The sequence below is a fragment of the Solibacillus sp. FSL H8-0538 genome (genome assembly GCF_038003525.1).
Taxonomy (GTDB): Bacteria; Bacillota; Bacilli; order Bacillales_A; family Planococcaceae; genus JBBOPI01.
Window position 1 is genome coordinate 115,001 of sequence record NZ_JBBOPI010000001.1, and the last position, 13,361, is coordinate 128,361.

7 protein-coding genes and 2 rRNA genes (1 of these 9 cut by a window edge) are annotated in these 13,361 nt (G+C 43.2%); 7 read left to right on the top strand and 2 right to left on the bottom strand.

Translation table 11 applies throughout. The annotated features are described in order from the left end of the window. A 23S ribosomal RNA gene (locus tag MHH87_RS00555) occupies positions 1–2,320 on the top strand; it begins 610 nt to the left of the window's first position. An 87-nt stretch (positions 2,321–2,407) separates the two neighbouring features. Continuing rightward, a 5S ribosomal RNA gene (gene rrf, locus MHH87_RS00560) occupies positions 2,408–2,523 on the top strand. 354 nt (positions 2,524–2,877) lie between these two features. Here rrf and MHH87_RS00565 read toward each other — a convergent pair. After that, a complete protein-coding gene (locus tag MHH87_RS00565; protein WP_340747403.1) occupies positions 2,878–3,549 on the bottom strand; it encodes a LytTR family DNA-binding domain-containing protein in 672 nt (223 codons plus the stop codon). A gap of 217 nt (positions 3,550–3,766) precedes the next feature. Here MHH87_RS00565 and aceA point away from each other — a divergent pair, with 217 nt between their 5' ends. The 3 genes from aceA to MHH87_RS00580 all read left to right on the top strand — a co-directional run bounded on the left by aceA (position 3,767) and on the right by MHH87_RS00580 (position 8,323). Next, positions 3,767–5,050: an isocitrate lyase gene (aceA, locus tag MHH87_RS00570; protein ID WP_340747404.1), complete on the top strand. Its 1,284-nt coding sequence runs from the start codon at positions 3,767–3,769 to the stop codon at positions 5,048–5,050. An 85-nt stretch (positions 5,051–5,135) separates the two neighbouring features. After that, on the top strand, positions 5,136–6,734 hold the full coding sequence (gene aceB, locus MHH87_RS00575; protein WP_340747405.1) for a malate synthase A: 1,599 nt from the start codon (positions 5,136–5,138) through the stop codon (positions 6,732–6,734). Positions 6,735–7,150: 416 nt separating this feature from the next. Further along, positions 7,151–8,323: a pyridoxal-phosphate-dependent aminotransferase family protein gene (locus MHH87_RS00580; RefSeq protein WP_340747406.1), complete on the top strand. Its 1,173-nt coding sequence runs from the start codon at positions 7,151–7,153 to the stop codon at positions 8,321–8,323. 44 nt (positions 8,324–8,367) lie between these two features. On the opposite strand, the gene MHH87_RS00585 is transcribed toward MHH87_RS00580, so the two are convergent. Continuing rightward, positions 8,368–10,299 (bottom strand): SEL1-like repeat protein, encoded by a 1,932-nt coding sequence (locus MHH87_RS00585; protein ID WP_340747407.1) that lies wholly within the window; start codon positions 10,297–10,299, stop codon positions 8,368–8,370. Positions 10,300–10,718: 419 nt separating this feature from the next. Between MHH87_RS00585 and ade the strand changes: the two genes are divergently transcribed. Next, positions 10,719–12,452: an adenine deaminase gene (gene ade / locus MHH87_RS00590; RefSeq protein WP_340747408.1), complete on the top strand. Its 1,734-nt coding sequence runs from the start codon at positions 10,719–10,721 to the stop codon at positions 12,450–12,452. Between the two features lie 121 nt (positions 12,453–12,573). Further along, positions 12,574–13,272, top strand: coding sequence for a glycosyltransferase family 2 protein (locus MHH87_RS00595; protein ID WP_340747409.1), 699 nt, complete (start codon positions 12,574–12,576; stop codon positions 13,270–13,272). Positions 13,273–13,361 lie beyond the last annotated feature (89 nt).

Below are 13,361 nucleotides of genomic sequence, written 5' to 3' on the forward strand. Positions count from 1 at the left end.
TTGTAGAATGAACCGGCGAGTTACGATTACGTGCGAGGTTAAGTTGATAAGACGGAGCCGCAGCGAAAGCGAGTCTGAATAGGGCGAATTAGTACGTGGTCGTAGACCCGAAACCAGGTGATCTACCCATGTCCAGGGTGAAGGTGAGGTAACACTTACTGGAGGCCCGAACCCACGCACGTTGAAAAGTGCGGGGATGAGGTGTGGGTAGCGGAGAAATTCCAATCGAACCTGGAGATAGCTGGTTCTCTCCGAAATAGCTTTAGGGCTAGCCTCGTGATTGAGAATACTGGAGGTAGAGCACTGTTTGGACTAGGGGGGCATCTCGCTTTACCGAATTCAGACAAACTCCGAATGCCAGATATTTATACACGGGAGTCAGACTGCGAGTGATAAGATCCGTAGTCAAAAGGGAAACAGCCCAGACCACCAGCTAAGGTCCCAAAGTAATCGTTAAGTGGAAAAGGATGTGGCGTTGCTTAGACAACCAGGATGTTGGCTTAGAAGCAGCCATCATTTAAAGAGTGCGTAATAGCTCACTGGTCGAGTGACGCTGCGCCGAAAATGTATCGGGGCTAAACGATTCACCGAAGCTGTGGATGCATACTTTGAGTATGCGTGGTAGGAGAGCGTTCTAAGTGCGCTGAAGTCAGACCGGAAGGACTGGTGGAGCGCTTAGAAGTGAGAATGCCGGTATGAGTAGCGAAAGACGGGTGAGAATCCCGTCCACCGTATGACTAAGGTTTCCTGAGGAAGGCTCGTCCGCTCAGGGTTAGTCGGGACCTAAGCCGAGGCCGATAGGCGTAGGCGATGGACAACAGGTTGATATTCCTGTACCACCTCCTCACCGTTTGAGAAATGGGGGGACGCAGTAGGATAGGGTAAGCGCGCCGTTGGTTGTGCGCGTCCAAGCAGTAAGGTGTGTATGTAGGCAAATCCGCATACTTTAACATTGAGCTGTGATGGCGAGTCCGTATGGACGAAGTTCCTGATTTCACACTGCCAAGAAAAGCCTCTATCGAGGTGAGAGGTGCCCGTACCGCAAACCGACACAGGTAGTCGAGGAGAGAATCCTAAGGTGTGCGAGAGAACTCTCGTTAAGGAACTCGGCAAAATGACCCCGTAACTTCGGGAGAAGGGGTGCTCTTGAGCGTGTTAAAGCGCATGAGAGCCGCAGTGAATAGGCCCAGGCGACTGTTTAGCAAAAACACAGGTCTCTGCAAAACCGTAAGGTGACGTATAGGGGCTGACGCCTGCCCGGTGCTGGAAGGTTAAGAGGAGTGGTTAGCGCAAGCGAAGCTGCGAATTGAAGCCCCAGTAAACGGCGGCCGTAACTATAACGGTCCTAAGGTAGCGAAATTCCTTGTCGGGTAAGTTCCGACCCGCACGAAAGGCGTAACGATCTGGGCACTGTCTCAACGAGAGACTCGGTGAAATTATAGTACCTGTGAAGATGCAGGTTACCCGCGACAGGACGGAAAGACCCCGTGGAGCTTTACTGTAGCCTGATATTGAATTTTGGTACAACTTGTACAGGATAGGTAGGAGCCAGAGATCCCGGAGCGCCAGCTTCGGAGGAGGCGTCGGTGGGATACTACCCTGGTTGTATTGAACTTCTAACCCATGCCCCTTAGCGGGGTAGGAGACAGTGTCAGGCGGACAGTTTGACTGGGGCGGTCGCCTCCTAAAGAGTAACGGAGGCGCCCAAAGGTTCCCTCAGAATGGTTGGAAATCATTCGTAGAGTGTAAAGGCATAAGGGAGCTTGACTGCGAGACCTACAAGTCGAGCAGGGTCGAAAGACGGGCTTAGTGATCCGGTGGTTCCGCATGGAAGGGCCATCGCTCAACGGATAAAAGCTACCCCGGGGATAACAGGCTTATCTCCCCCAAGAGTCCACATCGACGGGGAGGTTTGGCACCTCGATGTCGGCTCATCGCATCCTGGGGCTGTAGTCGGTCCCAAGGGTTGGGCTGTTCGCCCATTAAAGCGGTACGCGAGCTGGGTTCAGAACGTCGTGAGACAGTTCGGTCCCTATCCGTCGTGGGCGTAGGAAATTTGAGAGGAGCTGTCCTTAGTACGAGAGGACCGGGATGGACATACCGCTGGTGTACCAGTTGTCTTGCCAAAGGCATCGCTGGGTAGCTATGTATGGACGGGATAAGTGCTGAAAGCATCTAAGCATGAAGCCCCCCTCAAGATGAGATTTCCCATTACGCAAGTAAGTAAGATCCCTCAAAGACGATGAGGTAGATAGGTTCGAGGTGGAAGTGTGGCGACACATGGAGCTGACGAATACTAATCGATCGAGGACTTAACCACATTATTACCGAATATTTCAACTTTCAATGAACCGTTTATCCAGTTTTGAAAGAACAATCTTTCAACAAAAGCACATCTATGTGCAAGTCTAGTGATGATGGCAAAGAGGTCACACCCGTTCCCATACCGAACACGGAAGTTAAGCTCTTTAGCGCCGATGGTAGTTGGGGGCTTCCCCCTGTGAGAGTAGGACGTCGCTAGGCAATATAAAAAGAAGACTGAGGATTATTTCTCAGTCTTTTTTTTGTTTGTAGTTGAAAAAGTATAACTTTCCCAACCACATCTGATGGAAGTTGTAGACATCATCAGTTAAGGTAGTATGCTGCAAGACACCAAAAAAGAAGGTCTAGGATTTATTCCTCTACCTTCTTTTTTTTCGTTCACTAATTACTTACTTCAGTGAGTGTCCCCCAACTAGGAACCCCAGCTAAAAGTGCTTCTATGTGCAAGTGACCTGCTAGATAATAAAAGAGATGTTACTCTAGTGTATTCCATCTGATTATAAAAATTGTTCAGGAGAAACTTCAATACTATAGAACTCAATGATCTTTACAAAATTAAAACTCCAATACACTTCGAACATCATTCATATAGGACTGGCTAACAGGTAGCTCGGTACCATCTTTTAAGAGAATAACAAAATTTGAAGTAACATCCCGCGAAATCTTTTTAATGAAATGAATATTGATAATGTAAGAACGGTGTATGCGCAAGAAGATATTTGGTAGTCGCGTCTGTAACTCCTTAAGTGTTACGGTTGTTTTATACTGTTCTCCATCCTTATAAAACCATGTTCGTTTCTGTAAGCTCTCAATATGCGAAATTTGTTCAATCGGAATAGGGCTCCAATCTTCATTTTGTCGACCTGTTAAAAAACGATAAGTTTCTATTTTTGGTTTTGAAAAAGTGGGAGGCAATACAATAACGAGTGCCCCTGGTTGATCCTTCACAAAAATCGGATAACCAATTGCGTAATAAGGTGTATCAAATAACGTATTTTCCATTACTGCATCGGTTTTAATGGGATTTCGCAAAACACGGTAAGCAATACTATCTTCTTTAACGGCTGTTCCCACTTCTAAATGAATGTTATGACTCCCAGAACCAAAGTAAACATATGTATCATTTACGGCAATGGCAATTGAAGCATTTTTCGGAATCCAATCTTCTACTATAATTTTAAACTGTTGTAACAGATCTTTTTCTATTACTAATTTTTGGTTTGGCATTGTGAATAACTCCCCTCTGTATTACACAATTTTTTACAATTCATCTTCCCTATATGTTATTTCGTCATTAAAAAGATATCTTTTATCGGAAAATAATGAAAATTTTTGAATTCTGTTATATAGTAATTTACAGCAAGAATAACTGTTATGGGACAGGTGAATATTAGTTTTCCTAACAGAATTTATTTTTACACAAATGGGAAGGTGGAAATGTAACATGTCAACTCGTCAAGAAAAGATTCAAGCTCTAAAAAATGATTGGGTAGAGAACCAACGCTGGAACGGTATCGAACGTGGATACACTGCTGAAGAAGTAGTAAAACTTCAAGGTTCAGTAGTAATCGAGCAAACGTTAGCAACTCGCGGAGCTAAACGTTTATGGGACTCTTTACACAAAGAGCCATTCATTAATGCTTTAGGTGCACTTACTGGTAACCAAGCAATTCAACAAGTAAAAGCAGGTTTAAAGGCAATCTACTTATCGGGGTGGCAAGTAGCAGCTGACGCAAACATTGCAGGTCAAATGTATCCAGACCAATCTTTATACCCAGCAAACTCTGTACCACAAGTGGTTAAACGTATTAACCAAGCGCTACAACGTGCTGACCAAATTGATCATGCTGAAGGCCGTGAAGATGAGTTCGACTGGTTTGCTCCAATCGTAGCTGACGCGGAAGCTGGTTTCGGTGGTCCACTTAATGTATTCGAACTTGTTAAAGGTATGATCGAAGCGGGTGCATCAGGTGTTCACTTAGAAGACCAATTAGCTTCTGAGAAAAAATGCGGTCACTTAGGTGGTAAAGTATTACTTCCAACGCAAAACGCAGTACGTAACTTAATCGCAGCTCGTTTAGCAGCGGACGTAATGGGTGTTGATACAGTATTAATCGCTCGTACAGATGCAGATGCAGCTGACATGGTAACTTCTGACATTGACCCACGTGATGCAGAGTTCTTAACTGGTGAACGTACGCCAGAAGGTTTCTTCCGTACAGTACCAGGTATCAAACAAGCCATTTCTCGTGGTTTAGCATATGCGCCGTACGCAGATTTAATCTGGTGCGAAACATCAAAACCATCTCTTGAGGAAGCACGTGAATTTGCAGCAGCAATCCACGCTGAGTTCCCAGGAAAAATGCTTGCTTACAACTGCTCACCTTCATTCAACTGGGAAGCAAACCTTTCTAAAGAAGAAATCGCTGAGTACCAACGCGAGCTTGGCAAGTTAGGGTATAAATTCCAATTCGTAACATTAGCTGGTTTCCACTCTTTAAACCACTCTATGTTCGAGCTTGCGCATGACTACAAGGATAACGGTATGGCTGCATACTCTAAATTACAACAAGCTGAATTCGCTTCAGAATCAAAAGGCTACACAGCTACTCGTCACCAACGTGAAGTAGGTACTGGTTACTTTGATGAAGTATCACAAGCAATTTCAGGTGGTACATCTTCAACGACTGCAATGGCTGGATCTACAGAAACTGAGCAATTCGTATAAAAAGAATCTATTTGCTCCCGTTCGATGTTGGACGGGTGCAAATGCCTAAAATTAAATCTTTTCATAAAGGTGGGGGAGTCTTGAGATGGAACAAGCAACAACAGGTAAGTTAAAAATTGTTGGGGAAATTAACGAACAAGTGGAATCGGTGTTAACGCCGGAAGCTTTAGAGTTTATCCTTTCTCTACACGAAAAGTTTGATACTCGTCGTAAAGAATTGCTAGAAAAACGTCAAGAACGTCAAAAACGCCTAGATGCTGGTGAGAAACTCGACTTCTTACCAGAAACAAAGCATGTACGTGAGGGAGACTGGACAATTGCTCCACTCCCTGCGGATTTGCAGGATCGACGCGTTGAAATTACGGGTCCAGTTGACCGTAAAATGGTTATTAATGCGTTAAACTCTGGTGCAAAAATGTTCATGGCATGTTTTGAAGATGCATCTTCTCCTACATGGGAAAACATGATTAGTGGACAAATCAATATGCGAGATGCAGTTCGTCGTACGATTTCCTTCACGAACGAAGCAAATGGTAAAGAGTATAAGTTAAACGAAGAGTCAGCTGTACTATTAGTTCGTCCTCGAGGATTGCACTTACTTGAGAAAAACGTATTAATAAACGGTGAGCCAATGTCAGGTAGTTTATTTGACTTCGGTTTATACCTATTCCACAACGCGAAGGAAGCAATCGCTCGCGGAACAGGTCCTTACTTCTATTTACCAAAGCTTGAGAGCCATTTAGAAGCACGTTGGTGGAATGAAGTATTTGTGTACGCCCAAGATTATATTGGCATTCCACAAGGGACAATTAAAGCTACTGTATTAATTGAAACTATTTTAGCCGCTTATGAGATGGATGAAATTCTTTATGAATTACGTGATCACTCAAAAGGCTTAAACTGTGGGCGCTGGGATTATATTTTCAGCTACATAAAACGCCTGCGTAATCAGCCAGACGTAATTTTACCGGATCGTGGTCAAGTGACGATGACTGTACCTTTCATGAAGGCATATACGTCACTTTGTATTCAAACGTGTCATAAACGTAACGCACCAGCAATGGGCGGGATGGCGGCACAAATTCCGGTTAAAGGTGATGATGAAGCAAATGCCGCAGCCTATGCGAAAGTTGCTGAAGACAAACGTCGTGAAGCAACAGATGGGCACGATGGTACGTGGGTAGCGCATCCAGGAATGGTTGCAACTGCGTTAGAGCAATTTAATGCAATTATGCCAACTCCAAACCAAATTGATAAAAAACGTGAAGACGTAAATGTAACTGCTGCGGACCTGGTTGCCGTTCCAGATGGCACAATTACGGATGCCGGTGTTCGTGTAAACGTCAATGTTGGTGTACAATACATCGCTTCTTGGCTTCGCGGTCAAGGTGCTGCACCAATTAATAACTTAATGGAAGATGCAGCAACAGCTGAAATCTCTCGTACTCAAGTATGGCAATGGATCCGCCATGACAAGGGGATTTTAGATGATGGACGTAAAATTACACTCGAGCTAGTGTTATCAGTATTGGACGAAGAACTTGTAAATATTAAAGAAGCTGTTGGGGAACAAGCTTATGACAGCGGTCGTTATGCCGAAGCGGCTGAACTGTTCAAGACTTTAATCGAGCAAGATGAGTTCGTTGAATTCTTAACACTACCTGGGTATGAAAGAATTAGCTAGTTCGACATATTTTCTATAGTTAATTGAAAAATTTACTACTACAATTTTCGAGTTGCTTGGAAAACAGCTCGGAACATTATGAATGGGTTGCCTCCCATAACATAATACTTATGCGTTTTAACAAAGGGGTCTATTATAAAAGAATTGTGTAAGGTTCGATTATAAAAGAGGAAAAATGTCTTTCTAGTCATAATGGGGCTAGAGGGGCATTTTTTTAGTCGATAAAAAAGTATAACTTTTCCATCCGCATAAGTAAGGACATCAACTCGCCTTATTTCGGGCGAGTTGTGTCTTTCTAATGTCTAGGAATTTGCGTGAAAGTACTTTTCTTATTTTTCAGCAGGATTATTTTGTGACATCTCGAATGAAGGATAAGATGGAATAAATGTAAAGTATATACAAAGGAGATAGAAAACATGAGAAATAAAGAATTATTATTAATACCAGGACCTACACCAGTACTTGATGAAATTTATGACGCGCTTGCTAGTGAAACACGCGGTCATACCGATCCACGTTTTGTGGCGACGTTTAAAAATGCGATTGAGCAAACAAAAGAAATGCTACAAACAGATGGTGAGGTTTATGTAGTTGCCGGTTCTGGCACACTTGCAATGGAAATGGCGATTGTTAACACAGTTGCAGAAGGGGAAAAGATACTTGTTATTAGCCACGGCTATTTTGGTGATCGTTTTACACCACTTGCAAAAGCGTACGGTATTGAAGTGGATGTACTTCAATCGGAATGGGGGAAACGAGTGGACGCGAAGCTTGTCGAAGAAGTGCTTGCGACAGGTAGTTACAAGGCAGTAACCGTTACACATGCGGATACCTCAACAGGTGTTGCTTCTGATTTAGAAACGCTTATCCCGCTTATTAAAGCAGCGGGTGCACTTGCGATTGTTGATGGTGTAGTAGCAACAGCGGCAATGGAAGAAAATATGAGTAAAAGATACGGAAATAATCCGGACCATAAAATTGATATCGTATTAACAGGCTCGCAAAAAGCGATTGGTGTACCACCTGGTTTAGCTATTATCGCATTCAGTAAAAAGGCCCTTCAAGCGCGCGCCGAATTAGGCCAAATTCGCGCATATTATGCAGATATTAATAACTGGCGCGGGGTTATGGACAATCCAAGTACGTATTTTGCTACACCACCTGTAAACTTAATTTATGCGTATGATACTGCGCTTAAAATTGTGCTAGATGAAGGTATGGACAATCGTATAGCGCGTCACGTTGCATATGGAAAAGCAGTGCGAGCGGCCCTTCGTGAATACGGTATGCATGCGATTGCAGACGAGTCTATTGCAGCACCAACATTAAGCTGTATTTTATATCCCGATGGCGTAGTAGATGCAGATTTCCGTGCAGGCCTAGCAAAACGCGGCATCATTATTGCAGGTTCACTTGCACATTTAGCAGGTAAGGCTTTCCGCATTGGACATATGGGGAATACAACACCAGAGATGCTTGAGCAAGCAATTCGCCAAATTGGGGATGTATTACAAGAGCTAGGTGTACAAGTAAATAGTGAGCAGGCCGTAACAGCACTTAAAGCTGAACTAGCAGTCACTGTGCAATAAATAAAAGCCTGGCATAGGAAGGAATGCTTCACTACGCCAGGCTTTCATACGTCTTGTTCGATAGATTGCTTTAACCAACGAGTCGCTTCTGTATAATTCTGCGCCACACCTAGTCCTTTTTTATAAAGCATGCCGAGGTAGAATTGTGCCTTTACATGTCCTTGATGCGCGGCAAGGCGATACCATTTTGCGGCTTCTGCATAATCTTGCGTTAGACCTTCACCTTGAGAATACATTTGGGCAAGTTGGAACTGCGCTTTGGCAAAACCAGCATTTGCGGCTTGCTGAATCCATTTTGAAGCTTCTGTGTAATCTTTTGCCACACCTAGCCCCTTATCAAAAAGGTTACCGAGCATATACTGTGCTTCTACATGACCGCGTTCAGCTGCTAGACGATAACAATGGCGTGCTTCCTCGTAGTTCGTTTTCGTGCCAAGGCCGCGTTCATATAATAAACCAAGCTGGAATTCTGCTTCCATATGACTTTGACTACTCGCAGCTTGAATCCATTTAAAAGCTTCTGGGTAGCCCAGCGACATATGATCTTTCTTTAGTTCCATCATTCCTAATGTAAACTGCGCATCCGCATGACCACGTACGGCCGCACGCTTCAGCCATTTTACAGCGGCTTCCGGCTCGTCTTTTTCTTGATAAAGGATTCCTAAATCGTAACAGGCACTTATATGTTCGTTAGATGCTGCTTTAGTTAGCCACTCGATGGCATGATTTTGTGTTTTTTTCGTGGTCGACTGTTTGTAAATGAGCCCGAGTGAATACTGGGCATTTGTATGGCCTTCATAAGCCGCAACTGTCAGCCACTTTATGGCCTCCTCTTCGTTTTGTTCCATGCCTTGGCCTGCCTTATATAAGAGTGCAAGTTGGAACTGTGCGTTCGTATGACATTGTAACGCTGCATATAAAAACCATTTAGCGGCTTCCTTGTAAGAAAGTGAAACACCGCGTCCCTTAGTATATAAAGAGGCTAAATTGTACTGTGCACTCGCATCGCCGGCTGAGGCTGCCTGTGTAAATAACTCAGCTGCTTTTTCATAGCTTTGTGGTACGCCTTTTCCGTCATGATATAAAAAGCCAAGATTGTTTTGGGCGCTCGTGTTGCCTTGTGCAATCGCAAGCTGGTACCACTTCGCTGCTTCGGAAAAGTTTTGCTCAACGCCAGAGCCTTGATTGTAAAGGGAACCGAGATTGAACTGGGCCTCTGCATTTCCGGCTTTCGCAGCTTGTTCGTATAATAGAGCCGCGGTTTGTTCATTTTGTTCGACACCTTGTCCGAGTTGATACAGGACAGCGAGTGCATACTGTGCTTTGGCATCGTTTTGTTGTGCAGCAAGGGAATACCATTTCGCTGCTTCCACATAATTTTGTTTTACGCCATGGCCATGATTATACAGTACACCTAAATTATATTGTGCACTGCTATTACCCTCATTTGCCGCAACTAAAAACCACTGTGCGGCTGACTCCAAATCATCAGCTGCAAAGTCAAAATCTGTTACTGTAGTATTTGGCTGTGCCCATATAAAGTCTGTCACATCGTAAAATGAGGATCTTGCTAATTTTTCGCCCTTTTCTAATCGATTTAAATACCAAGCACAAATATCTGTTAAATAATCGAGGACAATTTTTGCAACTTTTGTATCCACGACTTGATTAGATGTAGTGGTGGTCATTTTTCGGACTAAATTCATGAGTAAATATATGCGACGAGGATGGATTCTCGCAATGAAGTTTTTATTATTTAATAATGTGCGAATGGCAGTATTCGAAACATTATTATGCATTTCTTTTTCATATAAATCCCGCACAATAATATCGAGCGCAATATTGGATTTTTGCAAGGATAGCGTAGGATTTGCAATTGCATGACGTGCTGCATTTTGCAGTGCTTCTGCGAGCGGCCGGTGTGTATCTGGAATAGCATTGCAAAGCTGTGAAAGAACATCGCGGTTAATGATCATCATTGTCACTCCTTTTAAAAGAGATGTTTTATTAAATCAAATTCGCCCCCATGATTTTGGTGTGTAGATTTTGAATTGTGCCTCGGTCTGTACAATGTAGCCCAGTTAGCCGTAGTCACATGGATGCGACGAATGTAGGTTAGCATCATTAAATCCCTTCAAAATCTGTGCCATTTGCTAGAGGCTTTAACTGCAGTCAGCCGGCGTTTGGACGCTCGCTGATAAAGGGCAAAACTCGCATTCATCACACCATTTATAGAGTTGGGTGGTTTTTTGCTGAATGACGTTAAATGGATAATTATTCTTTTTATCGGGTGAGAGAACGTATTATGAACAGTTTATGAGCGGGCGTTGCGGTTGTTTTTAGGGAAATATTGTATGATGTTGTGAAAAATATATACTACTAGGGGGATGGTTGGATGAAACGTCGGATAGAAATTTCACAAAAACGAATAAAGGCAGATTTTATTTTAAAAAATGCGCAGGTGGCAGATGTTTTTAATTTACGCTGGCGTTTGGCGGATATTGTAGTGGCTGACGGGAGAATTATTGCCATTGATGAACGGGGTGAATTTGAAGCATACGAGGTAGAGGATGCGGGGGGCAGGTATGTAATTCCGGGTCTAATTGATGCTCATATTCATATTGAATCGTCAATGCTCACACCTTCTGAGTTTAATCGCATTATGTTACCGCATGGGATTACTTCCGTTGTGACGGACCCCCATGAAATCGCCAATGTTTCGGGTACTGCCGGTTTACAATTTATGCTAGATGACGCAGCAACGGCTGAGATGGATATTTACTTTATGCTACCGTCGAGTGTCCCAGGTACGTCCTTTGAACATGCTGGCGCGGTGCTAGAGGCAACGGATTTAGCTGCTTTTGAAGGACATGCGGCAGTACTTGGACTAGCAGAAGTCATGGATTTTCCCGCTGTACTGAACGGTGAGCATAATATGTTAGCAAAAATTGAATTCGCACAAAAAGCAGGAATGGTCATTGATGGGCACTGCGCAGGCTTAACGAGTAATCAAATTCGTGGCTACCGTGCAGCAGGTATTCAAACGGATCATGAATGCGTTACAGCAGATGAAGCACGTGACCGAATTGAGCAAGGAATGTATGTGTTCATTCGTGAAGGTTCAGCAGCGAAAAATTTAAAGTCGCTACTACCAGCCGTGACAGCTGCAAATGCGCGTCGTTTTGCATTTTGTACAGATGATAAGCATTTAGACGAACTAATGGAGCAAGGAAGCATTAATTATGCGGTGTCGCTTGCGATAAAAGAAGGTATGGAACCACTGCAGGCCATTCAGCTAGCCTCACTAAACGTGGCGGAGTGCTATCAGTTAAAAGATAAAGGCGCACTTGCATCTGGGTTTATTGCGGATTTTGTCATGGTAGAAGATCTACAAACGATGAAGGTGTCCACTGTGTGGAAGAACGGAATGAAAGTAACAGAGAACGGGCAAATGTTGTCTGCGCCAACACCGAAAATCGATATCATGCCAGCTATTACGGCGTCGGTGCATTTACCAAAGCTAACGAAGGATGATTTAGCCATTCTATTTACACATGGAGATCGAGCGAACGTCATTGAGATTATGCCGGACCAACTGACGACAAAACGTATCGAATGTACAGTGGATGTGGTGGAAGGGCAGTTTGTTCCTTCGATAGAAAAAGATTTACTGAAGCTTGCGGTAATCGAACGTCACCACCAACTTGGAACAAAGGGAGTCGCGATCGTACACGGATTTGGCTTGCAGCGTGGGGCTGTTGCGACAACAGTAGCTCATGACTCGCATAATGCGATTGTTGTAGGAACAAATGATGCCGATATGCTTGTTGCCCTCGAAGCATTGCAAAAAATGCAGGGCGGCCTCGTTGTCGTTGCGGACGGGCAAGTGTTGGAGGAGTTTGCATTGCCAATTGCTGGGCTAATGACAGATTTACAGGCTAATGTTGCAGCTAAATCATTACTCAATGTTCATGAGGCATTGCAGCAAATTCATCCAGATCTACATTTCCACTTTTTCTTAACGTTATCTTTTTTAAGCTTACCGGTTATTCCCGATATTAAGCTAACGGATACGGGTTTATTTGACGTGACACAGTTTCAGCATATTTCTGTAGAAATTATTGACTAACTACAAAAAAATGTTAGTACATATGCTGCACAACATTTTATTTTCTTATTCTTCCATTGAATTCCAGTTCAAACAGCTTTAAGATTTAAAGTATATTATGTTAATTAAAGGAGCATGTATGTTGGAACAAATCGTCATTATAATCCCAGCCCTAAATCCTTTGCATACGCTCGTACAATTTGTGGAAAAGCTACAAAAAATGAATGTGGAAATCGTCGTCATTAATGATGGAAGTGACGAAAAATATGCGGCTGTGTTTCAAAGCCTTCGCCAATTACCCCGATGTACTGTACTTACACATGAGCAAAACTTCGGAAAAGGGCGCGCATTAAAAACAGGATTTGATTATGTTTTAAAAGTGAGCCGAAAAGTGAAAGGTGTCGTCACAGTGGGAGCGCATGGACAACACTCCATATTAGATGTGCAACAAATGATTTCAAGTACTAAAATTTTTTCAGATGGCATTATTTTAGGGGTGCGGGATTTCAAATCCACCGATATGCCGACTTCAAGCTTTTTTAATAATCGAGCGGCGTCTATGTTATTCGAACTTTTTTTCCATAAACGTTTACTTGATACACAAACGGGACTGCGTTATATTCCGAAGCAAGAATTATTGTGGCTTCGACATGTGCCTGGGGAGACGTTTAACTTTGATTTAAATATGCTTGTTAAGGCAATAAAGCGAAACATCCCGCTGTATGAAGTCCCGATTGGTCATGCGAAGTTAAAAAAGAATTCGGTCATTTATTATGATGAAGTACTCAATCCGATGAAGATTATCCAGCAAATTTGGACAAACTTTTTGAGAAATCGATAATCGATGGAAAGTGAAACTTTTTTGTCTTGTTAACGTAAATGAAGTATCGTACAACTGGGCTACAATTCTTGCAGGGGATTTTTGTTGTA

Coding starts and splice junctions, on each gene's coding strand:
- aceB (WP_340747405.1), top strand. CDS start 5,136: ATGGAACAAGCAACAACAGGTAAGTTAAAAATTGTTGGGGAAATTAAC.
- MHH87_RS00585 (WP_340747407.1), bottom strand. CDS start 10,299: ATGATCATTAACCGCGATGTTCTTTCACAGCTTTGCAATGCTATTCCA.
- MHH87_RS00565 (WP_340747403.1), bottom strand. CDS start 3,549: ATGCCAAACCAAAAATTAGTAATAGAAAAAGATCTGTTACAACAGTTT.
- aceA (WP_340747404.1), top strand. CDS start 3,767: ATGTCAACTCGTCAAGAAAAGATTCAAGCTCTAAAAAATGATTGGGTA.
- ade (WP_340747408.1), top strand. CDS start 10,719: ATGAAACGTCGGATAGAAATTTCACAAAAACGAATAAAGGCAGATTTT.
- MHH87_RS00580 (WP_340747406.1), top strand. CDS start 7,151: ATGAGAAATAAAGAATTATTATTAATACCAGGACCTACACCAGTACTT.